This window comes from Caballeronia sp. LZ001 (assembly GCF_031450875.1).
In the GTDB taxonomy this organism is placed as follows: Bacteria; Pseudomonadota; Gammaproteobacteria; order Burkholderiales; family Burkholderiaceae; genus Caballeronia.
Window position 1 is genome coordinate 5,304,488 of sequence record NZ_JARTVX010000004.1, and the last position, 26,096, is coordinate 5,330,583.

General features: G+C 61.7%; 23 protein-coding genes and 1 pseudogene. 7 read left to right on the forward strand and 17 right to left on the reverse strand.

All coding sequences use genetic code 11. The annotated features are described in order from the left end of the window. Window positions 1–59: 59 nt before the first annotated feature. The 8 genes from P9292_RS36005 to P9292_RS36040 all read right to left on the reverse strand — a co-directional run bounded on the left by P9292_RS36005 (window position 60) and on the right by P9292_RS36040 (window position 10,396). A complete protein-coding gene (locus tag P9292_RS36005; protein ID WP_309843048.1) occupies window positions 60–524 on the reverse strand; it encodes a response regulator in 465 nt (154 codons plus the stop codon). 22 nt (window positions 525–546) lie between these two features. Continuing rightward, a complete protein-coding gene (locus P9292_RS36010; protein WP_250525756.1) occupies window positions 547–2,913 on the reverse strand; it encodes an ATP-binding protein in 2,367 nt (788 codons plus the stop codon). Then, the gene (locus tag P9292_RS36015; protein ID WP_309963868.1) at window positions 2,910–3,539 is read right to left on the reverse strand and encodes a biliverdin-producing heme oxygenase; all 630 of its coding nucleotides are present in this window, start codon (window positions 3,537–3,539) and stop codon (window positions 2,910–2,912) included. Before P9292_RS36015 ends, P9292_RS36010 begins: the two co-directional genes overlap by 4 nt. Before the next feature lie 206 nt (window positions 3,540–3,745). Further along, window positions 3,746–4,054, reverse strand: a complete 309-nt coding sequence (locus P9292_RS36020) for a hypothetical protein (RefSeq protein WP_409015361.1) — start codon at window positions 4,052–4,054, stop codon at window positions 3,746–3,748. Between the two features lie 20 nt (window positions 4,055–4,074). Next, complete coding sequence (ligD, locus tag P9292_RS36025) at window positions 4,075–6,834, reverse strand: DNA ligase D (protein ID WP_309963870.1); 2,760 nt, start codon at window positions 6,832–6,834, stop codon at window positions 4,075–4,077. A 167-nt stretch (window positions 6,835–7,001) separates the two neighbouring features. Next, on the reverse strand, window positions 7,002–7,910 hold the full coding sequence (locus P9292_RS36030) for a Ku protein (RefSeq protein WP_244827791.1): 909 nt from the start codon (window positions 7,908–7,910) through the stop codon (window positions 7,002–7,004). Between the two features lie 758 nt (window positions 7,911–8,668). Beyond that, window positions 8,669–9,223 carry a DUF6013 family protein gene (locus P9292_RS36035; RefSeq protein ID WP_309963872.1) on the reverse strand — a complete coding sequence of 185 codons (555 nt, stop codon included), beginning with the start codon at window positions 9,221–9,223 and terminating at the stop codon, window positions 8,669–8,671. Between the two features lie 156 nt (window positions 9,224–9,379). Further along, the gene (locus P9292_RS36040) at window positions 9,380–10,396 is read right to left on the reverse strand and encodes a zinc-binding alcohol dehydrogenase family protein (protein ID WP_244827789.1); all 1,017 of its coding nucleotides are present in this window, start codon (window positions 10,394–10,396) and stop codon (window positions 9,380–9,382) included. A gap of 105 nt (window positions 10,397–10,501) precedes the next feature. On the opposite strand from P9292_RS36040, the gene P9292_RS36045 reads away from it, so the two are divergent. From P9292_RS36045 to P9292_RS36060, 4 genes are all read left to right on the forward strand, one after another. Continuing rightward, window positions 10,502–11,467, forward strand: coding sequence for a LysR family transcriptional regulator (locus P9292_RS36045; protein WP_250508938.1), 966 nt, complete (start codon window positions 10,502–10,504; stop codon window positions 11,465–11,467). A 279-nt stretch (window positions 11,468–11,746) separates the two neighbouring features. After that, window positions 11,747–12,586, forward strand: a complete 840-nt coding sequence (gene serB / locus P9292_RS36050) for a phosphoserine phosphatase SerB (RefSeq protein ID WP_309963876.1) — start codon at window positions 11,747–11,749, stop codon at window positions 12,584–12,586. 145 nt (window positions 12,587–12,731) lie between these two features. Continuing rightward, complete coding sequence (locus P9292_RS36055) at window positions 12,732–12,998, forward strand: transcriptional regulator (RefSeq protein ID WP_309963878.1); 267 nt, start codon at window positions 12,732–12,734, stop codon at window positions 12,996–12,998. Further along, window positions 12,995–13,390, forward strand: a complete 396-nt coding sequence (locus P9292_RS36060) for a type II toxin-antitoxin system VapC family toxin (RefSeq protein WP_250508935.1) — start codon at window positions 12,995–12,997, stop codon at window positions 13,388–13,390. Before P9292_RS36055 ends, P9292_RS36060 begins: the two co-directional genes overlap by 4 nt. A 165-nt stretch (window positions 13,391–13,555) precedes the next feature. Here the strand turns inward: P9292_RS36060 and guaA are convergent, their stop codons facing one another. The 3 genes from guaA to guaB all read right to left on the reverse strand — a co-directional run bounded on the left by guaA (window position 13,556) and on the right by guaB (window position 17,575). Further along, the gene (gene guaA / locus P9292_RS36065; protein WP_309963881.1) at window positions 13,556–15,139 is read right to left on the reverse strand and encodes a glutamine-hydrolyzing GMP synthase; all 1,584 of its coding nucleotides are present in this window, start codon (window positions 15,137–15,139) and stop codon (window positions 13,556–13,558) included. A 159-nt stretch (window positions 15,140–15,298) separates the two neighbouring features. Further along, a complete protein-coding gene (locus P9292_RS36070) occupies window positions 15,299–16,087 on the reverse strand; it encodes a hypothetical protein (RefSeq protein ID WP_244827783.1) in 789 nt (262 codons plus the stop codon). 27 nt (window positions 16,088–16,114) lie between these two features. After that, window positions 16,115–17,575: an IMP dehydrogenase gene (guaB, locus tag P9292_RS36075; RefSeq protein ID WP_244827782.1), complete on the reverse strand. Its 1,461-nt coding sequence runs from the start codon at window positions 17,573–17,575 to the stop codon at window positions 16,115–16,117. Window positions 17,576–17,786: 211 nt separating this feature from the next. Here guaB and P9292_RS36080 point away from each other — a divergent pair. After that, window positions 17,787–18,762, forward strand: a pseudogene (locus tag P9292_RS36080) (DMT family transporter). A 10-nt stretch (window positions 18,763–18,772) separates the two neighbouring features. Here P9292_RS36080 and P9292_RS36085 read toward each other — a convergent pair. Next, the gene (locus P9292_RS36085) at window positions 18,773–19,102 is read right to left on the reverse strand and encodes an RnfH family protein (protein WP_244827780.1); all 330 of its coding nucleotides are present in this window, start codon (window positions 19,100–19,102) and stop codon (window positions 18,773–18,775) included. Further along, the gene (locus P9292_RS36090; protein ID WP_244827779.1) at window positions 19,099–19,536 is read right to left on the reverse strand and encodes a type II toxin-antitoxin system RatA family toxin; all 438 of its coding nucleotides are present in this window, start codon (window positions 19,534–19,536) and stop codon (window positions 19,099–19,101) included. Before P9292_RS36090 ends, P9292_RS36085 begins: the two co-directional genes overlap by 4 nt. Window positions 19,537–19,651: 115 nt before the next feature. Here P9292_RS36090 and smpB point away from each other — a divergent pair, with 115 nt between their 5' ends. After that, entirely contained in the window at window positions 19,652–20,101 is a 450-nt protein-coding gene (smpB, locus tag P9292_RS36095; protein WP_250464509.1) for an SsrA-binding protein SmpB, read from the forward strand. Window positions 20,102–20,143: 42 nt separating this feature from the next. On the opposite strand, the gene P9292_RS36100 is transcribed toward smpB, so the two are convergent. The 3 genes from P9292_RS36100 to ppsA form a co-directional block, all read right to left on the reverse strand. Beyond that, entirely contained in the window at window positions 20,144–21,073 is a 930-nt protein-coding gene (locus P9292_RS36100) for an SPFH domain-containing protein (RefSeq protein WP_244827777.1), read from the reverse strand. A 47-nt stretch (window positions 21,074–21,120) separates the two neighbouring features. Continuing rightward, on the reverse strand, window positions 21,121–21,552 hold the full coding sequence (locus tag P9292_RS36105; protein WP_250464507.1) for an NfeD family protein: 432 nt from the start codon (window positions 21,550–21,552) through the stop codon (window positions 21,121–21,123). Window positions 21,553–21,646: 94 nt separating this feature from the next. Next, complete coding sequence (gene ppsA, locus P9292_RS36110) at window positions 21,647–24,064, reverse strand: phosphoenolpyruvate synthase (protein WP_309963883.1); 2,418 nt, start codon at window positions 24,062–24,064, stop codon at window positions 21,647–21,649. Window positions 24,065–24,495: 431 nt separating this feature from the next. Here ppsA and P9292_RS36115 point away from each other — a divergent pair, with 431 nt between their 5' ends. Further along, window positions 24,496–25,314 carry a pyruvate, water dikinase regulatory protein gene (locus tag P9292_RS36115; protein ID WP_244827774.1) on the forward strand — a complete coding sequence of 273 codons (819 nt, stop codon included), beginning with the start codon at window positions 24,496–24,498 and terminating at the stop codon, window positions 25,312–25,314. On the opposite strand, the gene P9292_RS36120 is transcribed toward P9292_RS36115, so the two are convergent. Beyond that, a complete protein-coding gene (locus tag P9292_RS36120) occupies window positions 25,315–26,094 on the reverse strand; it encodes an RNA methyltransferase (protein WP_309963885.1) in 780 nt (259 codons plus the stop codon). Window positions 26,095–26,096 lie beyond the last annotated feature (2 nt).

Genomic DNA, 26,096 nt, shown 5'->3' on the forward strand with positions numbered 1-26,096 from the left:
GCGGCGGCGCACGATGCGGTCGATATTGGCAGTCACGAAGTTCACGAGGTTCACGTCGGTCATTGCGCGGACGGCGGTCGGCGAAAGCGCGTGGAACCCGGCGGCGGCTCGTTGAGCACGGCCCAGAACACGCCGAGATCGCTGATCGCCTCGACGAATTCCGCGAACTCCACGGGCTTGACTACATAAGCATTGACGCCGAGTTCATAGCTGCGCACGAGGTCCTGCTCTTCGCGCGAGGACGTGAGCATGACGACCGGCACGCTTTTCAGAACCGGGGTCGAGCGGATCGTGTCGAGCACTTCGAGCCCGTCGATTTTCGGCAGTTTCAAGTCGAGCAAAATGACGGCGGGATTGCCCGGCGTGCGCTCCCTCCAGTCGCCTTCGCAAGTGAGATAGTCGATAGCTTCCTGACCGTCGCGCGCGATGATCACTTCGTTCGCAAGCTGGCTTTTGTCCAGCGCCACGAGCGTGAGTTCGAGGTCGTTCGGATTGTCTTCGACAAGCAAAATCGGTTTAAGCATGGTCTGGTATTGACGCTGATATTCAGGTTCCCGACGGCGCGCCGGAACCCAGGCGGACGCCTTCGCGGCCCGTGACATGTCGAAACACGACCGGCAGGGAGAAATAGAATACCGCGCCTTCTCCGAGCCGCCCTTCCGCCCACGTGCGTCCCTCGTGCCGTTCGATGATCCGCCGCACGTTGGCGAGGCCGATACCCGTGCCCTCGAACTCCTCCGCGCGGTGCAGCCGCTGGAACACGCCGAACAGCTTGGCTCCATATTTCATGTCGAAGCCGACGCCATTGTCCCGTACGCCGACGATGTACTCGTCGCCGCTTTTCTGGGCGAATATCTCGATTTTCGCCGATTCTCGCGTTCTCGTATATTTCACCGCGTTCGAAATGAGGTTGCGCAGCGCCAGTTGCAGGAAGGCGGCGTCGCCCGTGATGCGCGGCAGATCGCCGATAACCCACTCGATCCGGCGCTCGGAGGCATCCATTTCGAACTCCCGCACGATCACGCCGACGAGCTGGTTCAGGTCGACCGGAGCGGGTCTGAGCGCCGCGCGGCCCATCTGCGAGAAGGTCAGAAGATCGTCGACGAGCGTGCCCGCGAAGCGCGCCGAATCCAGCATGTTGTTCAAAAACCGCCGGCTCTTTTCCGACATGCGCTCGCCTTCCAGTTCGCGCAGCAGGTCGCCGTAACCCGCGATATGGCGCAGCGGCGCGCGCAAGTCGTGCGATACCGAATACGAAAACGCTTCGAGTTCCTTGTTCGCGCGTGCGAGTTCGGTCGCGAGTTCCGCGCGTTCCTCGGCACGGCGCAGCACGATATTCAGAAGCGCGCCGCGCAATTCGTTGGCGATTTCGATCTCGCCCTGACGCCACATGGCGGAATGCCCGCGCACCGTTTCGAGCCAGGGACTGAAGCTCGTGCGTGGGGCGCTGGCGCCTTCCGCGTCGCGAATCTTGACCGGCTCGCCCGCCCACTTGATGGTCTGCATAACCTCGGGGCGAAACCACAGCAAATAGTTGCGGAAGATCTGCGATACCGGCACGGCGAGCACGCCGCACGCCTTGTCCTCGTGCGCCTTGGCGGGCGGCCATTCGCGCGCGAGCGAGTCGCTTGCCCACACGCCCGTGGTGTTTTCCGCGAGCCAGTGCGTGAGCGCGCGCACCGTGTCTTCATCGGGCGTCGCGCCCATGAGCGTGACGTTTTCATCGAAGACGATAGCCGCGCCCGCCGAACGCGCGAAGCCCAGCACGTCGTTCGGCGCCGCCTGCAAGCCGGCCACGAAATTGGTGTGCTCGCCCATTGCGCTGACGAGACGGCCCATCGTGCGACGCAGCCCGGCGAGATATTCGCCCTCGGCGCGCTCTTCCTTTGCCTCGATCTGCAGCGACAGCATGTGCCCCAGATGTTCGACCGCCAGCCGCGTATTGAACGACACGATGCGCGGATCGTGATCGTGACAGGAAATGAGGCCCCACAAGCGCCCGCGCACGACAATCGATACCGACATCGACGCATGCGTGTTCATGTTGCGCATGTATTCCAGATGCACGGGCGAGAAGCTGCGCAGCGTGGCGTAAGTGAGGTCAGTCGGGCGGCCGGTCAGCGGATTGAGCGCCGGCACGAGGCGCGCGGGGCGATAGTTCACATCGGCGACGAGGCGAATCCGGTGCCGCATATACAGCGCGCGCGCCTGACGCGGAATGTCGGAAGCCGGAAAGAACTGATGCAGAAAGGACGCGTAGCTTTCGTCGCGATTTTCCGCGAGCACATGACTGCGGCCTTCCTCATCGAAGCTGTAAAGCATGACGCGACCGAAGCCGGTGATCGCGCGGACTTCCTGCACGGCGAGTTCCGCGAGTTCCTGCACGGTGCCGGCATCCTGCAAACCGCGTGCGAACGTGCGCACGAGCGGATACATGGACGCGAAAGCGGCGTCGCCGATTGCAGCCGTTTCCATCTCGACGATGAGCGCGCCTTCATGGCGATGCACCGTGACATCCAGGCGCACGGAAGCGTGGTCCGCTTTGGCGGCATCCACCGGGCCGACGTAAAGCGGCGCGTCGTCGATCTCCGCCGTCGCGGCGGCTTTCGCAATGCGCTTGGCGCCCACATCGCCCAGCACTGTTTCGAGCGATTCGCCAGGCAGCGTCTCGATGTCGCGGCCCGTGAGCGCAGCCAGATTCTCGCTTGCCTGCAGAATGCGCAGAGCGTCGTCCAGCACCAGCAGATAGCCATGCGGCTGGATGCCACCGGGTGCATGGATGGGCTCGGCGTCGCAGTCCTTGCTCGCAACGCCGGAGTCGAGCGTCAGGCGGCGCGCGACGGCATCCGGCGGACCTTGCGAGTCGCCGTGAAAGGACGCAGAACCGGCTGGTCCGCTTGCCGCCTCGCTCATGTGGCCACTCCGCTCACGGCCTGAAGGTCTTCGACCTCCGCGGATTCCGGGCACAGCCACGCCTGCATGCTCTCGAAGGTCGCGATGGCGGCATGCACGGCTTCGTCGTATTGCGCCTCGGGCACCGTCGCCGCGGCGGTCGTGCGGAAGGCGTTCCACATGCTGCCGGTGTGCGAACCGTAACCTTCGAAATAAGCGTTGCCGAAACCGGGTTCGAGATCGAGCAGCTTGGCAACATGCGGCGCGATGAAACGCCCGCCCAGGGTCGAACCTTCCATCACGTACATGGAGCCGATCGCGCTCGCGACGCTCTTGATCTGTGGCAGATCGTAAAGCGCGTGAGCGCGCGGGACCGAACCCACGGGCACGCGCTCGCCCGTGAGCACGGCGAGATCGGCGGCGATGAGCGGCGTCTTGCGGCGCTCATCGAAAAATACTTGCAGCGACTCGGGCATCTGCGCGCCCGCGACGTCTTCCCACGGCGCGATATAGCCGTAGAAGCGTTCGAGCAGCGCAATGTATTCGGCGCGTTGCAGGCTGTCCTGCATGAGGTCGAGCGCGTTCTCGAGCCGCGTATGGCATACGGCGGTTTCGTTCTTGAGCCGGGACAATAGATCTTGGGACATGTTCTGTCGGGTTGGCTGAGGACGCTATGGATGTTCAAGCAAGCAAAGAGGCTTGCATCGGAAGCGCTTACCGGATGAAACGCGCGCGGCACTGAATGATCCGGTAGAAAACGCATGATCGACGTGTTCTGCTTTCGAAACAAAAATCATTTTACGCAACCGTCTCACGCAATGTCAGTGCAAGACTCGTGGTTTCACCATCTGGTTCAATTCGCGCCTCGGCCGCCGCTGCTGCCGCCGCTATTCTCGTTCGCGTGATCGTCGCGCTGCGTGGCTTCCTGATACGCGCCGCCGCCGCGCCGGTCGGTATCGACGAGACCGCGTTTTACATCGTCATGCGCCTGCTTGCCGACTTCGCGCGGCTCGTGCTCATCCTGCGAGTCGACACTTTGATCCGCCTCGTGCGGCAGCGCCGCGTTCGATGAATCGTCGTCCACTTGCGTCTGTTCGTCCTTGCTCGACATTTCGCGGCCGCGTTCGGGCGCGCTTTCGGGTGCTGTCTTGACTGGCTTCATGGTCCCTCTCCTTGATGCGTTCACTTGGTCTTGCTTTTAGCGTCGATGCCAAGCTGTTTCTTCATTGCCGCCGTAAGACGCTGGCGGCCCTTCGCGTAGTCGGCCCACGGGTCGGCGCGCAATGAATTCATGCGCTCGGCCACGTTGCCGATGTTCCATTGATCGCCGCTCGTGACCTCGTCGATTTCGTCCCAGGCAATAGGCATCGAAGCGCCCAGTCCCGGCCGCGAGCGCAACGAGAACGCCGCCACCGTGCTCGATCCGCGGTTGTTGCGCAGATAGTCGATGAATATCTTGTCCTTGCGATTCTGCATGCCCATCTTCGCGGAAAAGAACTTGGGCAAGGTACTCGCCATATGCTGCGCGACGGCTTGCGAGAAGCCCTTCATTTCGTCCCATCCCGACTGTTTGGCGAGCGGCACGACCACATGAAAGCCCTTGCCGCCGCTCGTCTTGCAAAACGAGGTCAGTCCGAGTTCGGCCAGCAGTTCCTTCGTGAGCTTCGCGGCTTCGACCATGCGCTTCCAGCCGACGCCTTCGCCGGGGTCGAGGTCGAACACCATGCGATCCGGTTTCTCTATGTTCGACGCCAGCGCGTTCCACGTATGCAGTTCGATCGTCCCCATCTGCGCCGTGCCGACGAGCGCTTGCGCCGATTCGATGGTGAGCAGCGGCGGATGTCCCGGATCGATATCCGCATGCTGCGTGATGTGCGGAATCGCGAGCCTTGCGCTGTGCTTCTGAAAGAACAATTCGCCGCCGATATCTTCCGGGGCGCGCACGAGGGACACGGGCCGGTCGTGCAGATGCGGCAGCATCCATTGAGCGACCGACGCGTAATACTCGACGACATCGATTTTCCGAAGCCCCGTGGACTTGTCGATGACGCGATCCGGATGGCTGATCTTGACGCCTTCGACCTCGGCGGTCGATTTGCTTTTGGCCGCGGTTTTCGTGGGCGCTTTCTTCGCGGCGGTTTTCCTGGCAGCCGTCTTCTTCGGCGCGCCCTCGTCTTCCACCTTTCGCGCCGATACCGCTTCTTCCTTGACGATCTGCCTGGCCGGCTTGTCGTCGCGCAGACTGACGAACGATGCTTGTCGCACGATGCGCTCCTTGGTCCATTCCGCGAAATTGCATTCCGCCACGAGTTCGGGCTTCACCCAATGCACCGGCGTGCGGCTGCGCTCCTGCGGCTCGCTCGCAAACGGCATGCTTTTGGTTTCGCGCTTGTCGAGTTCCTTCTTCACGGCGGTGAGCGTGGCGTGATCGAAGCCGCTGCCGACGCGACCCGCGTATTGCAGCTTGCCCTTGGCGTCGTACACGCCGAGCAGCAACGCGCCGAACTCGCCGCGCGTGCCCGCCGGTTCCGAATAGCCGCCGATCACGAACTCCTGCCGGCGCCGGCACTTGAGCTTGATCCACGACGCGCTGCGTCCGGAGACATAAGTCGAGTCGATCCGCTTGCCGATGATCCCTTCCAGCGCCATGTCGCAGGCGCTTTTGAGGAGATCGTCGGCGTGAAAAGCGAAGTCTTCCGAGTAGCGCAGCACGGGATCGGCGAGCGGTTCGACGATCGCCTTCAGAATGGCGCGGCGCTGCACGACAGGCACCTCGCGCAAGTCGTACCCGTTCAGATAAGGCAGATCGAAGAAGTACACGACGATATCTTGCGGACGTCCGACATCGAACGCGTTTTGCAGCCCCTGAAAGTCCGGCAGGCCGCGATCGTCGAGCACGACGGCTTCGCCATCGAGCCAGCCGTCTTCTATGTCGAGTGCTTCGAGCGCCTTCACCTGCTTGCTGAACTTCGCCGTCCAGTCGTTGCCGTTGCGCGTGAAAATGCGGATATCGCGTTTGCCCTTGATCGTCTCGATCCGCACGAGCACGCGATAGCCATCGAATTTGATCTCATAGGCCCAGTCTTCGCCGGGCGGCGCGGTATCGACGAGTGTGGCCAGTTGCGGCTTGAAGGTCGCGGGCAGCTTGGCCTTGACCGCGCCTTCTATCGCCGGGTCATGCGAGAGCGTGCGCAACGACTCCGCGTTTCGGTTCGCGACGATATCCGGATGCTCGCGCCCATTCGCTGTCTTGCTGACGGTTTTTCTGGTGGCCGCTTTCTTGGCGGCAGGCTTGGTCTTGCGCTCGATGCGCTCGACGACCGCGCCATCCTTCCCCCGCGCGCCGAGCGATTCCGACAAGACGCTGCCGGGCCGCTTCAGAAGGATGTCGTATTCGCTTTCGGGACGCGCTTCGTCGTCGCGTTCCTTGATGAGTAGCCACTGTTCCTTGTCGCCGCTACCGCGCATGTGGCTGCGCACGAGCGTGAAGCCGCCTTGCAGCTTTTCGCCATCGAGCACGAACTTGAGCTTGCCTTTTTCATATTCGGCCAGGGCTTCGTCGAAGCTGCCGGCTTGCGGCGCCCAGCGACCGCGATCCCAGACGATCACGCTGCCCGCGCCGTAATTTCCTTCGGGGATATCGCCTTCGAACGAACCGTAATCGATCGGATGATCTTCGACATGAACCGCAAGGCGCTTGACCGTCGGATCGAGACTCGGGCCTTTCGGCACGGCCCACGACTTGAGCGTGCCGTCGAGCTCCAGGCGAAAGTCGTAGTGCAGGCGGCGCGCATCGTGTTCCTGGATCACGAATGAGAGCGTCTCGACCGCGGCGGCTTTTTTGGCTGCGCGTTTCTTCGCGGCAGCCTTCTGCGTCCCGGACGGCTCTGGCGTCTCGTTGAAACGCCGCATGCGCTGATAGGTTTCGAGTTTGCCGGCCATCGTTTTCGTGGCTCCGTTTATGGGAGGCTTGGTAGTCGTGGTGCTGTGTGTGATCGCGTCAAACGTCGCCGATGTTGCGGGGTTGGTCGCCACGCTCTGTCTGCTTCATCAGACCGCGTAACGTGCCGTCGCGCAGCTCATGGGTGCGGCCAGGCACGCCTCACGCTTCAGGCACGTTTGCGCCGCGTAGTCTTGCGCGCGGGCTTCGCGGCGGGTTCTTCGCCCGAATCGTCGTCTTTCGATGCAGCCGCGCCGCGCTTGGCCGGCGCCGCGCCGCCCTTCTTCAGGCTGCGCTTGAGCAGTTCGGAAAGGTCGAGAATATCGGCGGATGCCTTGCCTTCGCCGCCGCTACCCTCGTCGATCTTCATGACTTCCGCGACCTTGCCTTCCTTCACCTTGCGGTCGACGAGCGCCATGATGTCGTCCTTGAAGGTGTCGTGATACTTCGTCGGGTCCCACGAGTCGCTCATGTCGTCGATCAGGCGCTTGGCCATGTCGAGTTCTTTCGGCGATACGCCCGCTTTCTTCGTGTCTTCATCGGGGAACTTGAAGTCGGTGAAATCGCGTACTTCGTCGCCCCAGCGCAAGGTGTTGAGCGCAAGCGCGGGACCGACGGGAATCAATGCGGCCAGATGCTGCTTGTTGTGCAGCACGACGCTAGCGATGCCGACCTTGCCTGTGTCTTTCAAGGCGTCGCGCAGAAGCGCATAAACCTTTTCGCCTTTCCGATCGGGCGCGAGATAGTACGGCGTGTCGAGCGAGAGGAACGAGATTTCGGGGGCATCGACGAAAGCGAGGATATCGACCGTTTGAGTCGACTCGGGATTGGCCGCGCGGATTTCGGCATCGGTCATCACGACGTATTTGCCCTTCTCGTACTCGAAGCCGCGCACGATGTTGTCGCGTGTCACGTCCTTGCCGGTGTTCTTGTTGATCTGCTTGTAGCCGATGGGGTCCATCGAGCGTTTGTCGAGCAGATTGAAGCCGACCTTGTCCGACTGCGTGGCGGGATACAGTTGCACGGGCACGTGGACCAGCCCGAAGCTGATCGCACCCTTCCAGATCATGTGCGGCATCGCGAAAACCTCGCTGGCGGAACCGTCGATGGGACGCGCTTCACGCGCGGTTGAAAGCTGCGTTTGAAGCGGGCATCGGGGTGTACCGCAGGAAGCGTGCCAAATCAGGGAGATTGGCGGCGGGCGTTGATTGCGTTGTTGGATCTGATCCGCGGAAGGTGCTGCTGGCTGTAAGCTTTACGGAGATGAATTGGTGACAGCGGTGTACATAGAAGTAGTTAGATGGCGAGGAAATAGACGGTTAGTTGCTTCGCTTGAATGCGCTTGAATGCGCTTGAATGCGCTTGAATGCGCTTGAATGCGCTTGAATGCGCTTGAATGCGCTTGAATGCGCTTGAATGCGCTTGAATGCGCTTGAATGCGCTTGAATGCGCTTGAATGCGCTTGAATGCGCTTGAATGCGCTTGAATGCGCTTGAATGCGCTTGAATGCGCTTGAATGCGCTTGAATGCGCTTGAATGCGCTTGAATGCGCTTGAATGCGCTTGAATGCGCTTGAATGCGCTTGAATGCGCTTGAATGCGCTTGAATGCGCTTGAATCCGCTTGAGTGCGCTTGAGTGCGCTTGAGTGCGCTTGTGCATTGCGGTCGCGACATCGCCTCTGGCAAGAGCCTCGTTGACCTCGCCTGAGACGCACGCGGACCGATTGCACTGAGATTATCGTCGGGGCCGATGCTTAAGCCACCGCCCCGCCGTCTGCATGCCGATCAAAGCAGCAAGTCACGATCAGCGCGAAACAAGCCCGCGCCATCAGCGCCCTACTTCCGACTCGCCGTAATCGTCAGTTGCGTTCCATCATCGAGCGTGACGGTCTTCTTGGAGCCGGTCGAAGTCGACATGGAAAAGCGCACGACCTGGCTGAAGCGATTATCGACGGGACACTGCAAGCTCTTGCCGCCGACCGTGACCTTATTCACACCCTTCGGCGCATAAGCTCGAAAGCTGATCTGCACATTGGCCGCGCCGTTATCCGCGATGACCGGCGCAAAGCGAATCTGCACCTGGCGCACCGCCGCGCCGTCCGCGCTATGCGGCACCGATGCAGCCTGCGGACAGCCATCCGGCACTGGCTGCGCGCCAGCAGGCGCCGCGCCCTGCCAGGTAAAGTCGTCGCTTTGCCCCGAACGGATGGTGCGCGTTTCCTGTTCGTTGCCGAAGCTCTTCGACACCATCTTCACGCTGTATTTGATCGGCCCGTCATTGGGCGCTTCGGAGAGAACCTTGATGCCTGGCGTCGCATGCGCGCTCGCGGTCACGCCCAACGCGAGCGCGAACGCTGAAACGATGCGACTGAAATTCGGGCGACGATTCATGCCGGCACCTCCGTTTAAACGCTTGGGGAATTCCGGCGCGCCGCGAACGACTCGCCGGATGACTGAAGGCGAATTCAGTCTAGCGCCGAGCATGCCCGGGTCTCCTAATGGAAAACCCGTGTGCACTTGAACGATGGCCCGCTTCGTTGAAGTTCGTCAAAAACCGGTTAGCACGAGCTTGCCGATCGCGCGCCCTTCTTCCAGCAGGCGATGCGCCTCACGCAGATTCGTCGCATTGATCTTGCCGAGGTCGCGGCCGAGCGTCGTGCGGATCGCGCCTGCGTCGATCAGCCGCGCCACTTCCGTGAGCAGCTTGTGCTGTTCGATCATGTCGGGAGTATGGAACATCGCGCGCGTGAACATGAACTCCCAGTGGAACGCCGCGCTTTTCGCCTTCAGCAATTCGACCGCGATCGGCTTCGCATTCTCGACAATCGTACAGATGCCGCCTTGCGGCTTGATCACTTCCGCCGCTGCCGGAAAATGCTTGTCGGTGTCGTTGAAGATCAGCACGAAATCGACTTGCGGGAAGCCCGCGTCCTTCAGCTGCTTAGGGATGTCCTCGAAGTGATTGACGATGTGATCCGCGCCCAGCTCCTTCGCCCATTGCGCGGATTCCGGCCGCGATGCGGTGGCGATCACGTTCAGCTTCGCAACCTGCTTGGCCAACTGAATGCCGATGGACCCCACTCCGCCCGCCCCGCCAATGATCAGCACCGTCTTGCCCGCGTCCTTGCCTTCGGCGGACACGTTCAGGCGGTCGAAGAGCGCTTCCCATGCGGTGATGGTCGTGAGCGGCAACGCCGCCGCGCACGTGAAATCAAGCGACTTCGGCTTCGCGCCGACGATGCGTTCATCGATCAGATGAAACTCGCTGTTCGCGCCTTGCCGCGTGATGTCGCCTGCGTAATAGACGGCATCGCCTGGCTTGAAGAGCGTGACCTCGGGGCCGACCGCTTCGACGACGCCCGCCGCGTCCCAACCGAGCACGCGCGGCGTGGCCTCGGTCTTGTCCTTTGGCGCGCGCACTTTCGTGTCGACGGGGTTGACGGCGATCGCCTCGATTTTCACGAGCAAGTCGCGCCCGGACGGCGCGGGTTTGTCGAGCTCGATATCGACGAGCGATTCGGGATTCGAAATCGGCAGATAGCGAGTCAGTCCAATGGCTTTCATGTTTGAGCTCCGTGTTTGATTGCATGAGGTGTAGTCATCTTAGCCGCCGTCGGCGTTCCGTAAAACCGTCATAATCGTTGAAACATTTTTTGGGAAATCCATCGAATGAGTAGCGAACCGCTTGCCAGCCATGCCGATTCCGACGCGCGCGAACGTCTCGATCTGCTCGACGTCGGCTTGTTCGTGCGCGCGGCGGCGCTTGCCAGTTTGTCGGCGGCGGCGCGTGAATTCGGCCTCTCCCCGGCGGTGGCGAGCGCGCGCATCGCGGGGCTGGAGCGCATGCTCGGCGCGCGGCTTTTGCATCGGACGACGCGGCGCGTGAGCGTCACGCAGGAAGGCGAGATTTTCGCGGCCCACGCACGTGAACTGCTCGATGCCGCCGAGGCCGCGCGCGCATCGGTGGGCCGCGCACGCGAACGGCCTCACGGACGGCTGCGGGTGACCATGCCGTCGTCGCTTGGGCGTCAGCATGTTTCGCCGCTGATTCCGGCGTTTCTGCGCTTGTATCCGGGTGTGAGCATCGAGCTGCGCATGACGGATCAGATCATCGATCTCGTCGATGAGGGCATCGATCTCGCCATTCGTATCGGCGCGTTGAAGGACTCGACGCTCGTCGCGCGCAAGCTGGCGAGCAACCGGCGCGTGCTGTGCGCGTCGCCTGCGTATATCGAGGCGCATGGCCGGCCGCGGCACCCGGCCGAGCTTGCGGAGCACGAGTGCGTGATCCTATCCGACCAGCGCGACTGGAGCTTTCATACGCCGACGGGCGTGATCGATGTACGCGTGTCGGGGCGCATCGTGACCGATAACGGCGAAGTGATCCGGGACGCGATCGCGGCGGGCGTCGGTATCGCGTTGAAGTCGACGTGGAGCGTGGCGCCGCTGCTCGCGAGCGGCGAACTCGTGACGCTGCTCGATGATTATCCGTGCGCGCAGACGGTCGCGATTTGGGCGGTGTATCCGAGTCGCGCGTTCGTGCCGCCGAAGACGCTGGCTTTCATCGATTTTCTGGCCGAGCGCTTCGGCGAGCCGCCGTATTGGGACGTCGATCCGGCAAGCGTGCAGCGGTAGGCTTGGGCTTGGGCTTGGGCTTGGGCTTGGGCTTGGGCTTGGGCTTGGGCTTGGGCTTGGGCTTGGGCTTGGGCTTGGGCTTGGGCTTGGGCTTGGGCTTGGGCTTGGGCTTGGGCTTGGGCTTGGGCTTGGGCTTGGGCTTGGGCTTTGGCTTTGGCTTTGGCTTTGGCTTTGGCTTTGGCTTTGGCTTTGGCTTTGGCTTTGGGACAGGCTAGCCGGTCTTCACCCGCGTGGGGCCCGTACAATGTCGGTTTTCGCGCTTATCACAATCCGCCTGCGATGAACCTCGTCATTCAAAGCCCCAGTCTTATCTCCGATGCGCATCTGAAGCCGCTCGCCGCCCTCGCCCGTTCGCGCGAAACGCAGCGTATCGACGACACGCTCTTGCGCCTGACCGATGCCGATCCGCTGCAACGCGCCGACGTCGACGCTTATTGCGGCACGCACGCGCTCGACTACGCGTTCATCGACGCAAACGCGAAGTTGACCGACTTCGGCCTCGTCGCGATGGATATGGATTCGACGCTCATCACGATCGAATGTATCGATGAGATCGCGGATTTCTGCGGGCTGAAGGCGGAAGTCGCGGCGATCACGGAAGCCTCGATGCGCGGCGAGATCAAGGACTTCAACGAGAGTCTCACGCGCCGCGTCGCACTGTTGAAGGGACTGGAGGCGACCGCATTGCAACGCGTGTTCGACGAGCGTCTGCAGTTGTCGCCGGGCGCGGAACGCATGCTCGCCGGCGCGCGGGCAGCGGGCTTGAAAACGCTGCTGGTGTCGGGCGGATTCACGTTCTTCACCGAGCGGCTGAAAACGCGACTCGGCCTCGACTACACGCGCGCGAATACGCTCGAAATCGTCGATGGCAAATTGACGGGCAAGGTGCTAGGCGAGATCGTCAACGCGGATGTCAAGGCGCGCACGCTGCGCGAGACCTGCTTGGAGATCGGCATCGATCCGAAACGCGCGATCGCCATGGGCGATGGGTCCAACGATTTGAAGATGATGGCGGAAGCGGGTCTGTCGGTGGCGTTTCGCGCGAAGCCGGTGGTGAGGGAGGCGGCTAGTCTCGCGTTTAACTTCGTTGGGCTGGATGGGTTGTTGAGGTTGTTTTGAAAGCAAAGTCTGTAAAGCCGAAAAACGGCACCTCGGGGTGCCGGTTTTGTTTGTGCCGGTGGAAGTGGCAGCGCTGACGCTGTCCTAAACTCGATTGTAATGCAGTTTTGCATTACAATCGATCATCAACTGATGGAGGTATCTCATGAGCACACTGACGGTCACCGCGCGGGGCCAGGTCACGTTTCGGAAAGAGGTACTGCAGCACTTGGGTATCAAGCCCGGCGAGAGAATCGAGTTGAACCTGCTGCCGGACGGCCGGGCCGAATTGACGGCCGCTCAAACAAAGGGTTCATTTCGGGAACTGCGGGGCATTCTTAAGGGCAAGACGAACGGCGCTCGATTAACTATCGAGGAAATTAACGACGCGATTGCCGCTTGTGGCGCGGCCCGAGGGGCTGGCAAGGCATGAAGGTGACAGCTGACACGAACGTCCTGCTTCGCACCATTGTGGACGATGACGCAATTCAAACAACGCGCGCTGTCGCACTTTTGGATACGGCCGACATGGTGGCGGTTAGCCTGCAAACGCTATGCGAGGTTGTTTGGGTGCTGCGCGGCCAATACGGCGTTGCTCGTGCGGATATCGCTTTCGCAATTCGCACGCTGTTGAGCACAAGCAATGTCGTGGTTAATCGTCCGGGCGCCGAGGCAGGACTTGCGTTACTGGATGCGGGCGGAGATTTTGCTGATGGGGTCATCGCCTACGATGGTAGCTGGCTTGGGGCGGAGACCTTCGTTTCTTTCGACAAAAAAGCGGTATCACTGCTGACGAAGCAAGGGCAAGCTGCACGTCTGCTCTAGCGGTGGCACTCCAGCATAGAGCTCAAGGCAGCGACGGGCTTGTCAACCCGTCCCCTCCCAAAAGCTTTGATCCCGCGCCACCCAAGATTGTTCAGCTGTCAGGGCATCGTCCGCCGGTTCGTAAAGGGTTAATTACCCGGCGATGGCCCATAAAGACACGTCGATTCACTCCCACTCGATCGTCGCTGGCGGCTTCCCCGAGATGTCATAAACCACCCGGTTAATCCCCCGCACTTCATTAATGATCCGATTGGACACATGCCCAAGCAACTCATGCGGCAGATGCGCCCAATGCGCAGTCATGAAGTCCAGCGTCTGCACGGCGCGCAGCGCAACGACATACTCATAAGTCCGCCCGTCGCCCATGACACCAACGCTCTTCACCGGCAAGAACACCGCGAACGCCTGGCTCGTGAGGTCATACCACGACTTGCCCGTTTCCTTGTCGATGGTATTGCGCAACGTTTCGATAAAGATCGCGTCCGCCTGACGCAAAAGGTCAGCGAACTCGCGCTTTACTTCGCCGAGAATACGCACGCCAAGTCCCGGTCCCGGGAACGGATGGCGGTACACCATCGCGTGCGGCAAACCAAGCTTCACACCCAACTCGCGCACTTCGTCCTTGAACAGCTCGCGCAACGGTTCGAGCAGCTTCAGGTTCAGCGTCTCCGGCAAGCCGCCGACGTTGTGATGGCTCTTGATCGTATGCGCGCCCTTCTTGCCCTTGCCCGCCGATTCGATCACGTCCGGATAAATGGTGCCCTGCGCGAGCCACTTGGCATCCGTGAGCTTCTGGGATTCCGCATCGAACACTTCGACGAACTCGGCGCCGATGATCTTGCGCTTCGCCTCCGGGTCCGTCACGCCCGCGAGCTTCGCGAGAAACTCCGCGCTCGCATCGACATGGATCACCTTCACCCCTAGGTGATCGGCGAACGTGGACATCACCTGCTCGGCTTCGTTCTGACGCAAGAGGCCGTGATCGACGAACACGCAAGTCAGCTGATCGCCGATCGCGCGATGCAACAGCGCCGCCGCCACAGACGAATCCACGCCGCCCGACAAGCCCAGAATGACATGCTCGCTGCCAACCTGCTCGCGAATCTTCGCGACCGCTTCGTCGATGTAATGGCCCATCTCCCAGTCCGCTTTCGCGCCGCACAGTCTAAGCACGAAGCGATCGAGCATCGCGCGGCCTTGCACGGTGTGCGTGACTTCGGGATGCCATTGCACGCCGTAAAAGCGGCGGTCGTCGTCGGCCATCGCGGCGATCGGACACGCAGGCGTCGAGGCCATGAGTTTGAAGCCGGCCGGCAAGTCGGCGACCTTGTCGCCGTGACTCATCCACACCTTCAGCATCGCCTCGCCCTCGGCGCTCTTGAAGTCTTCGATGCCTTCAAGAAAGCCCGTGTGGTTGAGCGCAGCCACTTCCGCATAGCCGAATTCGCGCACGCTGCCGAGTTCGACCTTGCCGCCAAGCTGATCGGCCATCGTCTGCATGCCGTAGCAGATGCCGAGCACCGGCACGCCGAGATCGAACACAACCTGCGGCGCGCGCGGCGAGCCCGCCTCGGTGACCGAGTTCGGGCCGCCCGACAGGATGATGCCCTTCGGCGCGAACTCGCGGATGAAGGTTTCATCGACGTCGTACGGATGGATTTCCGAGTAGACGTGCGATTCGCGGATGCGCCGCGCGATCAGTTGCGTGACTTGGGAGCCGAAATCGAGGATCAGGATTTTGTCGTGCATGGCTGCGGCCAAAGGCTAAGTGAACGAATGGGTCTTGTGCCGGCTGCGCGCGAATCTCGCGCGAAGTCCGGCTGCCAATAAATCGACGGTCGGCGCAAAGGCCGACCGTGCTTGTCTTACTGCGGTACTGCCCGACGATGATCTGCCGTCTGCACGCCATCAGAGCGGCGTCTGGCGCACATCTGCACCGGTCAGCGGATCGACGCGTCTGCCCGTGACCGGATCGATATCGCCGCTGATTACAGGCTCGATGCGCTTGCCCGTCACCGGATCGATTTCGCGGCCACCGACGGGGTCGAACGTGCGGCCCGTGACCGGATCGACCGCGCCGCCGTCCATACGCGTGCGAGACAGCGGCGTCGCGGTATCAAGCGGACGCCCGGACGAATCGACCGTGCGGCCTGAAACTGGATCGATGGCCGTGGCTTCCGGCGCGCGCGCCAACGGACGTGTCGCGGTGTCCAACGGTATGCCTTGCTCGCGCTTGTCCGCCGCCTTCTGTTCTGCCCGCGTGGCCGAAGCCTTGCCTGCCGCCGCCAGACGCTCACGCCGCCGCACGGCCGACGACAAACGCACGCTGCCAAGACCTAGCACCATGAGCACGATGCCAACGAGCGTTGCGCTCACCTGCCCGAAGCCGGCCACTTCCGGCGTGCGCAACCCAAGCAGCCAGACCAGCACGATGACGCCGGAAAGCCACTCCACATGGCCCGAAACTCTTGCGGCCCGCGCCGTCAACGCGCCGTCGATAGCCGCGTGCAGTGAAAGCCACGCCAGTCCGAGCAACGCCACGCCGAGCAATTGCCCGGCGAAGGCGGGCTGAACGAGGATGGGATCGAGTTGCAGCGCGGCGTACAGGCCGGTCCACGGCGTCAGCAGGAACAATACGCCGAACGCCAGAAAGATCAGCGCATTGACGATCAGCACGGCCCGCAGCAACGGTTTCATGATCGATCCCCGGGTTAGTCAATATGTTCAGTCGACGTGGTAATTCGGCGCTTCCTTCGTGATCTGCACGTCGTGCACGTGCGACTCGCGCATGCCGGCCGCCGTGATCTGCACGAACTCAGCCTTGTCGTGCAACTCGGCAATGGTGCTGCAGCCGCAATAACCCATGCTCGCGCGCACGCCGCCAATGACCTGGAACAGGATGGCGTTGACCGAGCCCTTGTAGGCCACGCGGCCTTCGATGCCTTCCGGCACGAGCTTGTCGATGTTCGCCGAGTTGTCCTGGAAGTAGCGGTCCGCCGCGCCGTCCTTCATCGCGCCGACCGAACCCATGCCGCGATACGCCTTGTACTGGCGGCCCTGGAACAGGAACACGTCGCCGGGCGACTCTTCCGTGCCCGCGAGCATGCTGCCCATCATGACGACGTTCGCGCCGGCCGCAAGCGCCTTGGCGACATCGCCCGAGAAGCGCGCGCCGCCGTCCGCGATCACCGGCACGCCGCTGCCGCGCAATCCTTCCGAGACGTTCGCGATTGCCGTGATCTGCGGCACGCCCACGCCCGCGACGATGCGCGTCGTGCAGATGGAGCCCGGACCGATACCGACCTTCACCGCGTCCGCGCCGTATTCGACGAGCGCCTTGGCGGCAGCCGCCGTAGCGATGTTGCCGCCGATCACCTGCACCTTCGGGTAGTTCTGCTTCACCCAGCGCACGCGTTCGAGCACGCCCTGGCTGTGGCCGTGCGCGGTATCGACGACGATCACGTCCACGCCCGCCGCCGCGAGCAGCTCGACGCGCTCCTCGTTGTCCGCGCCCACGCCCACTGCCGCGCCCACCCGCAGCTTGCCGTCTTCGTCTTTACACGCGTCCGGATTCTCGGTCTGCTTCGTGATGTCTTTCACGGTCATCAGGCCGCGCAGTTCGAACGCGTCATTGACCACGAGCACGCGTTCCAGGCGATGGCTATGCATCAGCGCCTTGGCTTGCGCGAGCGGCGTGCCTTCCTTGACCGTCACGAGGCGCTCGCGCGGCGTCATGATGTTGCGCACGGGCTCTTCCATGCGCTCTTCGAAGCGCAGGTCGCGGTTGGTGACGATGCCGATGAGCTTCGCGCCTTCCACGACAGGAAAGCCCGAAATGCCATGCTGCTGCGTGAGCGCGATGACGTCGCGTACGCGCATTTCCGGCGGCACGGTGATCGGGTCGCGCACCACACCCGACTCGAAGCGCTTGACCTTGGCGACTTCGCGCGCCTGCTCTTTGGCAGTGAGATTCTTGTGAACGATGCCGATGCCGCCCATCTGCGCCATGGCGATGGCAAGCCGGCCTTCGGTGACCGTGTCCATGGCGGCGGACACGAGGGGCATATTCAGGGAGATGTTGCGAGTCAGCTGGGATTTCAGACTGGTATCGCGCGGAAGTACGCTGGAGAACGCAGGCACGAGGAGCACGTCATCGAACGTGAGTGCTTTCTGGATCAGACGCATGGCAAATCCTATGGGCGCAAAAGCGGATTATACCGATAGTTCCTCGGGTTTTCACTGCCCGAACAGCGGCTTAGCTCAAACGCATGCAAGTTACGGGCCGGGCGTGCGGGCGTTCTGACCGCTCCTGGCATATGCAGAATTAGACAAGACGCTGGCTGGCGCGCGCCTTTACCCTCGCCTACATCGAATGGACGTGGGTCAGGGAGTCGGGATGCAGCGCGGTGTGATGTACGGAATGTCGGCCGGAGCAATCTGGGGTTTCATTTTTCTGGCGCCGCGGCTGTTGCCCGATTTCTCGCCGCTTGCTTTGAGCGTCGGCCGGTATCTGATGTATGGCGCCGTGTCGCTCGCGGTGGCGCTGCCTATCGCGCGGCGGTTGATGACCAAGCTCACGCGCGCCGATCTCCTCGCGCTCGTAAAACTGGCGCTCGTCGGCAACCTTCTTTACTACATGCTGCTTGCAAGCGCGGTGCAACTGGTCGGCGTCGCGCCGACATCGCTGATCGTCGGCATCCTGCCCGTCACCGTCACGCTCGCGGGGCGGCGCGATCATGGCGCGGTGGAATTGCGGCACCTCGCCGGGCCGTTGTCGATGATCCTGGCGGGCATCGCGTGCATCAATCTGGATGTGTTTCGCGACGTGTTTTTGCAGCATGGCAGCGTCGAGACGAGCAGCGTGCCGACACGGCTTGCCCGGCCTCGCATGCGCGCTCGGGGCGCTCGCCGCGTGGACCTGGTATGCGGTCGTCAACGCGCGCTACGTGCAGGCGAACCATCGTTTCGATGGCAACGAATGGTCGGTGCTGTGGGGAATCGTGACGGGCGTGCTGGGCGCAATCCTCGGCGCGATCATGTGGATGTTGCCCGCAGGCAGCGTGCAGGCCGCCGTGTCGCCCGAACGCTGGCAGTTGTTCTGGCTCGTGAGTTTTGCCCTGGCGGCGGGCGGTTCGTGGGTCGGCAACATCTTGTGGAACGCGGCGTCCAAGCGCTTGCCCCTAACGCTGTCCGGTCAGCTGATTGCGTTCGAAACGCTCTTCGCGCTGCTCTATGCCTTTGTCTACGACGGCCGCTGGCCGCGCGTGCCGGAACTCTGCGCCATCGCTTTGCTGACTGCGGGCGTGAGTTGGTCGGTGCGTCAGCACAGCGTCGTGACGCCTCGCGTTAGCAAGGAAGCGCCTGCGCATTGAAAGGCGCCGGCTAACGCGAATCCTTCGACTGCCACTTGCGGCCTTCGATCGAACCGGCCTTGCGTGTCTTCGCCACCCGTCGCAAACGCGCGGTTTTTGGGTCGACCTTGAGCGGCCGATAAATCTCCACGCGATCGAAGTCCGACAACGCCGTATCGAGCGGCTGGGCCTTGCCGAACACGCCGACCTTTTGTGTCGACAAATCGATTTCCGGATGCTGCTTCAAGACCCCGCTCACTTCAATGGCCTCTCGCACCGTCGCACCTTCGCGCAGATCGAGGTGTGCGAGAAAGCTCGCGCCATCGGCAAGACCGTAGCAAACGTCGATACGAAGGCTCATTTCTTGCCGTACCGTTGATCCGCGCGCTTCACGAAGGAATCGACGAACGTATTGGCAATATGGCTGAACACCGGCCCGATCAGCTTCTCCAGAATGAGGTTCGAGAACTCGTAGTGGAGCGCGAACTCGATCTTGCAGGCGTCCGCGCGCAGGGGCGTGAAGCGCCAGTAACCCGTGAACTTCTTGAAAGGGCCGCTTAAGAACACCATATCGATGCTGGTCGGACGTTTTTGCACGTTGCGCGTGGCAAAGTGCTGCTTGATGCCTTTGAAGCTGATGTCGATCTTCGCTTCCATGCCGTTCTCGTCCTGCCGCCCGATCTCCACGCCGCCGCACCACGGCAGAAAATTGGGGTAGTCGGCGACATCGGTGACGAGGTCGAACATTTCTTCCGCTGAATGGCGGATCAATACTGTTTTTTGGACGTCTGCCATAAAGGGCGCGGCGGGTGGCTTGATTGGGCGGCAACTGCGCTTCACGCATGGGATCGTCCCACAGACGGCGCGCTGCTAAAATTGTGATTTTAAACGAGTTGGGCACTTTCCATTCATGAGCATCATCGACAACAGAAAAGCCTTCTTCGATTACTTCATCGAGGAACGCTTCGAGGCGGGTCTCGTGCTCGAAGGCTGGGAAGTCAAGGCGCTGCGCGCGGGCCGCGGGCAGATCAAGGAAGGCTACGTCGTCATCAAGCAAGGCGAGCTGTACCTGATTGGCACGCATATCAGCCCGCTGCCCGAAGCCTCGACGCATATCAACCCGGACCCGGTGCGCACGCGCAAGCTGCTTTTGCATCGCGATCAGATCGACAAGCTCATCGGCAAGGTCGAGCAGCGTGGGCATACGCTCGTGCCGCTCAACTTCCACTACAAGGAAGGCCGCGTGAAATGCGAGATCGGGCTTGCCAAGGGCAAGAAGCTGCATGACAAGCGCGAGACGGAGAAGAAGCGCGACTGGGACCGCGAACGCGCGCGTCTCATGCGAACGGCCGCGCGTTGATTCCGCATGCAAAAAGGGGCGCCCCAAAGCGCCCCTTCTGCTTTAGCTCTTCCTGATGATGCCGCCCCCGCCCTCGCCTTTCACGATAGCGAGCGCCGATGCGATCATCGAGCCCATGTCGGACATGTTGCCCGGCACGATGAGCGTGTTGCCCGCCTTCGCGATATTGCCGAACGCGCCGACATACTGCTCGGCGACCTTGAGGTTCACCGCTTCCATGCCGCCCGCCGTCTGAATCGCCGCGCCGATCTTCTCGATGGCTTGCGCGTTCGCCTCGGCCACCGCGAGAATGGCCGCTGCCTCGCCCTGCGCCTGATTGATCGCCGCCTGACGCTCGCCCTCGGACTTCTGAATCGCCGCCTCGCGCGCGCCGGAAGCGATGTTGATCTGCTCCTGCTTGCGCCCTTCGGATGCCGCGATCAACGCCCGCTTCTCGCGCTCGGCGGTGATCTGCGCCTGCATCGCGTGAAGGATGTCCTTCGGCGGCGTCAGGTCCTTGATCTCGTAGCGCAACACCTTCACGCCCCAATTCGACGCGGCTTCGTCCAGCGAAGCGACGATGTTCTGGTTGATGTAATCGCGCTCCTCGAAAGTCTTGTCCAGTTCCAGCTTGCCGATGACCGAACGCAACGTCGTCTGCGAGAGCTGCGTGATGGCAAAAACGAAGTTGCTCGATCCATACGACGCCTTCATGGCATCCGTGACCTGAAAGTACAGCACGCCATCCACCTGCAATTGCGTGTTGTCGCGCGTAATGCAGACCTGGCTCGGCACTTCGAGCGGAATCTCCTTGAGCACGTGCTTGTACGCAATGCGGTCGATGAACGGCAGCACGATGTTCAGGCCCGGCGTCAACGTCGCGTGATAGCGGCCGAGACGTTCCAGCACCCATGCGTGCTGCTGCGGAACGATCTTGACCGTGTTCACCACAATCACGATTGCGATGACGAGCAAGACTAGCGCGAAAATCATTTTCTACTCCTTGGGTTCTTGTTGATCGAGTTTCGACCGGTTTGCGCTCAGGAGCCTTTTGCGGCAACGACGAGCCGGCTGCCGTCGAGCGCGGTGATGCGATACCAGCGCGCCGTTTCCGACTCGCCCGGCGCCAGCACGATGTCCCACTGCGCGCCGCGATACATCGCCCGCGCGCGGCCATCGCGCCATTCGTCGACCTCGAGCGTCGCGCCGATGTCGAGATTCACCGCCGCATCGCGCGTGGCGTCGCGCCGCTTCCAGTTGCCGAAGCGCGAACGCCGCAACACGGCGACCGCGACCAGCGCGACGACCGCCGCCACGCCGAACTGCACGTGCGGCAACGCGCCCATTGCATGCGCAAGACCGCCCGCGATCAACCCGAGCGCGATCATCAGCAGATAGAACGTGCCGGTAAACAACTCCGTTACGATCAACGCACCGGCTGCGATCCACCAGATCAGTCCATTCGTCGCCATGCTCGTCTCCAAACGAAAACACCCCGGAAAGGTCCGGGGTGTTTTTTATAGCATGATGCGCCTCTCCGTCAGCACACGGAAAGGCACGGCTTACTTATTTTGACAAAGTAGTCGCCAATTGCTGCCAGGTGTCAATGATGGTGTCCGGGTTCAGCGACATGGATTCGATGCCCTGCTTTGCCAGCCATTCGGCGAGGTCCGGGTGATCCGACGGGCCCTGGCCGCAAATGCCGACGTACTTGTTGAGCCGCAGACACGTCTCGATTGCGCGCTTCAGCATGAACTTCACGGCTTCGTCGCGTTCGTCGAAGTCGGCGGCGAGCAGTTCCATGCCGGAGTCGCGGTCGAGGCCGAGCGTAAGCTGCGTCAAGTCGTTCGAACCGATGGAGAAGCCGTCGAAGAACTGCAGGAATTCTTCGGCGAGAATCGCGTTGGACGGCACCTCGCACATCATCACGAGCTTGAGGCCGTTCACGCCGCGCTTGAGCCCGAACTTGTCGAGCAGACCGACCACGCGCTCCGCCTGCTTCAGCGTGCGCACGAACGGCACCATGATCTCGACGTTGTCGAGTCCCATGTCTTCACGCACCTTCTTCAGCGCGAAGCATTCCATATGGAACGCTTCGGCGAAGTCGTCCGAGATATAGCGCGATGCGCCGCGGAAACCGAGCATCGGATTTTCTTCGTCCGGCTCGTAGCGCGAACCGCCGATCAATTTCTTGTACTCGTTCGACTTGAAGTCGGACAGACGCACGATGACGGGCTTCGGATAGAACGCCGCCGCGATCGTGGCGATGCCTTCGGTCAGCTTGTCGACGTAGAACGCACGCGGCGACGCATGACCGCGCGCAACGCTTTCAACGGCCTTCTTCAAATCGGCGTCGATATTCGGGTACTCGAGAATAGCCCGCGGGTGCACGCCGATATTGTTGTTGATGATGAATTCGAGCCGCGCCAGGCCCACACCCGCGTTCGGCAACTGCGAGAAGTCGAACGCAAGTTGCGGATTGCCGACGTTCATCATGATCTTGACCGGAATCTTCGGCAGTTCACCGCGCTGCACTTCGGTCACTTCGGTTTCGAGCAGGCCGTCGTAGATCTTGCCTTCGTCGCCTTCCGCGCACGATACCGTGACGAGCGCGCCGTCCTTCAGCAAGTCCGTTGCGTCGCCGCAGCCAACCACTGCCGGCACGCCCAATTCACGCGCGATGATTGCCGCGTGGCACGTGCGCCCGCCGCGATTCGTCACGATGGCCGATGCGCGCTTCATCACCGGTTCCCAGTTCGGGTCGGTCATGTCGGCGACGAGCACGTCGCCCGGTTGCACACGTTCCATTTCCGACGGGTCGTGAATCACGCGCACCGGACCCGCGCCGATCTTCTGGCCGATTGCGCGGCCCGTGGTCAGCACGTTCGACTGGCCCTTCAGCTTGAAACGCATCTCGGCCTTGCCCGCGGCCTGGCTCTTCACCGTTTCCGGACGCGCCTGAAGAATGAAAATCTTGCCGTCGCGACCGTCGCGGCCCCACTCGATGTCCATCGGACGCTGATAGTGCTTCTCGATGATCACCGCGTACTTCGCGAGCTCGATCACGTCTTCATCGGAAATGGAGAAGCGGTTGCGCTGCTCGTGCGGCACGTCCACCGTCTTCACGCGGCCCGCTTCGCCGGCCTTCGTGAACTCCATCTTGATGAGCTTCGAGCCGATGGAACGGCGGATGATCGGATACTTGTTCTGCGCGAGCGTGGTCTTGAAGACGTGGAACTCGTCCGGATTCACCGCGCCCTGCACCACCGTTTCGCCGAGACCGTAGCTCGACGTGATGAACACAGTTTCCTTGAAGCCCGATTCCGTGTCGATGGTGAACATGACGCCCGCCGCGCCCACGTCCGAACGGACCATGCGCTGCACGCCAGCCGACAACGCGACTTCGGCGTGGGTGAAGCCCTTGTGGACGCGATAAGAAATGGCGCGGTCGTTGTACAGCGACGCGAACACGTGCTTCATGCGGTCGAGCACGTCTTCGATGCCGACGACGTTCAGATAGCTCTCCTGCTGACCCGCGAACGATGCGTCGGGCAAATCCTCAGCGGTCGCCGAGGAACGCACGGCGAACGAAAGCTCTTCGGGCGAGCTGTTCTGAAGGACGTCGAACCCACGACGGATTTCGTCTTCGAGACGCGGCTGCATGGGCGCGTCGACGATCCACTGGCGGATTTCCTTGCCGGCTTCGGCGAGCGACTTCACGTCGTCGACGTCGAGCGTCTCCAAACGCTTCGCAATGCGTTCGGTCAGATTGTTGTGATGCAGGAAATCGCGAAACGCGAGTGCAGTTGTGGCAAAGCCCGTGGGCACGCGAACGCCGGCTTCGGAAAGCTGGCTGATCATCTCGCCGAGCGACGCATTCTTGCCACCGACGATTTCCACGTCGGTCATTCGCAACTGCTCGAATGGAACTACATACGCCTGATCCTTTGCGACATCGTTCGCAACATTAACTGCGTTAGTCATACAAGCCCCTAAGGTGGATGAAATTCACGATCGCACGAGTGGGCTCATATGCGGCGGCGCTCATTGGAAGCGCGAGACGCATCTCGTACAACCTGTTTGATAAGCCATCGCGGTATGGATAGGGACGTCTGAAACTGCTCGGATTCATGCTTCTTTGAAGCAAAAATAAGCGAAGCAACCTCGTTTTGACGAAAATCCCAATCAATCCATACGCAATTGCTTATCGAACAGGTTGCCGCTATTCTACCGTGCCATTTCTCAATTTTGTCCCGGCATAATCAGCAAATAGACGGCAAAATCGAGGTCTTTGACGCCCGATGGTTCGGCGGCGCACACCCCGAATCCAGTTACCTTAACACAGGCCTTTTCCGCTCCCGTGCTCGCGCGTTACCTTCGAGCACGTGCCTTCCAACTCGTTCCCCATATCGCCGATGCCGCCATCCGTATTCATCGTTTCCGACGGTACAGGAATCACCGCCGAGACGTTCGCGCATTCGATCCTCGCCCAGTTCGACCAGAAATTCCGGCTGGTGCGCGTGCCGTTCGTCGACTCGATCGACAAGGCGCATGCGACCGTCGAGAAGATCAACGAAGTGGTGTCACTGGACGGACGGCGGCCCATCGTCTTCACGACGCTCGTCGACAGCGCGTCGAACGAGATCGTCAAGGGCTGCAATGCGCTCGTGCTCGACATGTTCCAGACCTTCATCGAGCCGCTCGAACACGAACTGGAAATCAAGTCGACGCATGCCATGGGCCGCGTCCACCAGAACGCGGATACCGAGGAATACAAGAACCGCATCGAGGCCATCAACTTCTCGCTCGCGCACGACGACGGTCAATCCAACCGCAATCTCACGGAAGCGGACGTGATTCTCGTGGGCGTCTCGCGCAGCGGCAAGACGCCGACGAGCCTCTATCTGGCAATGCAATACGGGGTGAAGGCGGCGAACTACCCGCTGATTCCGGAAGATTTCGAGCGCGGCAAACTGCCGACGCCCTTGCTGGAACATCGCGAGAAGATGTTCGGTCTTTCCATCGACCCGCAGCGGCTTTCGGAGATTCGCAACGAGCGCCGGCCGGGCAGCAAGTACGCGGCGCTCGAAAACTGCCGTTACGAGATCAACGAAGCCGAATCGATGATGAAGCGCGAAGGCGTGAAATGGCTTTCATCGACACACAAGTCGATCGAGGAAATCGCCACCACGATTCTGCAGGAGATCAAGCCGGAGCGGCCGTCGTACTACTGATCAGCGCCGCTGCTGGCGGCATTGTTCGAAAAGACAAATTGCCGCCGCAGCCGCCACGTTCAGCGATTCCATGCCGCCCGGCTGTGGAATCGTCACGCGATGCGTGACTGCATCGCGCCAGACCTGCGACACGCCCGCGCCTTCGTTGCCGAAGACCCATGCGAGCGGACCCACGAGATCGCAATCGTAAAGCGCGACCGCGCCATGTGAGTCGGTGATGGTCACGGGCGCATCCAGGCGCGCAATCAGGTTTGCCGGTTCGACATCCTCGAAGATATCGAGCAGAAAGTGTGCGCCCATGCCCGAGCGCAAGACCTTCGACGACCACGCGTAAGCCGTTCCCGGCGCGCAGAAAACGCGCGTGATACCCGCCGCCGCCGCGCTGCGCAAAATGGAACCGACGTTGCCCGCGTCCTGAATGCCGTCGAGAATCACGCAGGTTGCCTCGACGCGGTCGGGCAGCGCGGCATCGATCTTCTCAACGAGCAACAACATGCCAACGCCGTGCACGACGCTCGACAATTGGCCGAAGAGCGCATCCGGCAGCACGATCACACGTTTTTCCTCGATGCGCGCGACGATCTCCCGCGCTTCGGCATGGGAGAGCGCGCCTTCGGTCACGACGCAGGTTTCCGGCTGACCGGCGGCGTCGAGATAGGCTGAAGCGAGGTGGAGCCCTTCGAGGAGCGCGTGAGCGCTGCGGCGCTGCTGCGCGGTCGAACCGGCGAGCGCCTTGAGACGCTTGTAGAGCGGGTTGTCCCGCGAGGTGATCGATTTCAAGA

Excerpts from the sequence above, each read along its gene's own strand:
- P9292_RS36085 (WP_244827780.1), bottom strand. The coding sequence starts at position 19,102 with ATGAGCCTTCGTATCGACGTTTGCTACGGTCTTGCCGATGGCGCGAGC.
- P9292_RS36010 (WP_250525756.1), bottom strand. The coding sequence starts at position 2,913 with ATGAGCGAGGCGGCAAGCGGACCAGCCGGTTCTGCGTCCTTTCACGGC.
- P9292_RS36020 (WP_409015361.1), bottom strand. The coding sequence starts at position 4,054 with ATGAAGCCAGTCAAGACAGCACCCGAAAGCGCGCCCGAACGCGGCCGC.
- P9292_RS36030 (WP_244827791.1), bottom strand. The coding sequence starts at position 7,910 with ATGCCGCACATGATCTGGAAGGGTGCGATCAGCTTCGGGCTGGTCCAC.
- ligD (WP_309963870.1), bottom strand. The coding sequence starts at position 6,834 with ATGGCCGGCAAACTCGAAACCTATCAGCGCATGCGGCGTTTCAACGAG.
- P9292_RS36090 (WP_244827779.1), bottom strand. The coding sequence starts at position 19,536 with ATGGCAGACGTCCAAAAAACAGTATTGATCCGCCATTCAGCGGAAGAA.
- smpB (WP_250464509.1), top strand. The coding sequence starts at position 19,652 with ATGAGCATCATCGACAACAGAAAAGCCTTCTTCGATTACTTCATCGAG.
- serB (WP_309963876.1), top strand. The coding sequence starts at position 11,747 with ATGAACCTCGTCATTCAAAGCCCCAGTCTTATCTCCGATGCGCATCTG.
- P9292_RS36040 (WP_244827789.1), bottom strand. The coding sequence starts at position 10,396 with ATGAAAGCCATTGGACTGACTCGCTATCTGCCGATTTCGAATCCCGAA.
- P9292_RS36015 (WP_309963868.1), bottom strand. The coding sequence starts at position 3,539 with ATGTCCCAAGATCTATTGTCCCGGCTCAAGAACGAAACCGCCGTATGC.
- P9292_RS36100 (WP_244827777.1), bottom strand. The coding sequence starts at position 21,073 with ATGATTTTCGCGCTAGTCTTGCTCGTCATCGCAATCGTGATTGTGGTG.
- P9292_RS36105 (WP_250464507.1), bottom strand. The coding sequence starts at position 21,552 with ATGGCGACGAATGGACTGATCTGGTGGATCGCAGCCGGTGCGTTGATC.
- P9292_RS36115 (WP_244827774.1), top strand. The coding sequence starts at position 24,496 with ATGCCGCCATCCGTATTCATCGTTTCCGACGGTACAGGAATCACCGCC.
- P9292_RS36035 (WP_309963872.1), bottom strand. The coding sequence starts at position 9,223 with ATGAATCGTCGCCCGAATTTCAGTCGCATCGTTTCAGCGTTCGCGCTC.
- P9292_RS36060 (WP_250508935.1), top strand. The coding sequence starts at position 12,995 with ATGAAGGTGACAGCTGACACGAACGTCCTGCTTCGCACCATTGTGGAC.
- P9292_RS36055 (WP_309963878.1), top strand. The coding sequence starts at position 12,732 with ATGAGCACACTGACGGTCACCGCGCGGGGCCAGGTCACGTTTCGGAAA.
- P9292_RS36045 (WP_250508938.1), top strand. The coding sequence starts at position 10,502 with ATGAGTAGCGAACCGCTTGCCAGCCATGCCGATTCCGACGCGCGCGAA.
- P9292_RS36070 (WP_244827783.1), bottom strand. The coding sequence starts at position 16,087 with ATGAAACCGTTGCTGCGGGCCGTGCTGATCGTCAATGCGCTGATCTTT.
- ppsA (WP_309963883.1), bottom strand. The coding sequence starts at position 24,064 with ATGACTAACGCAGTTAATGTTGCGAACGATGTCGCAAAGGATCAGGCG.
- guaA (WP_309963881.1), bottom strand. The coding sequence starts at position 15,139 with ATGCACGACAAAATCCTGATCCTCGATTTCGGCTCCCAAGTCACGCAA.
- P9292_RS36005 (WP_309843048.1), bottom strand. The coding sequence starts at position 524 with ATGCTTAAACCGATTTTGCTTGTCGAAGACAATCCGAACGACCTCGAA.
- guaB (WP_244827782.1), bottom strand. The coding sequence starts at position 17,575 with ATGCGTCTGATCCAGAAAGCACTCACGTTCGATGACGTGCTCCTCGTG.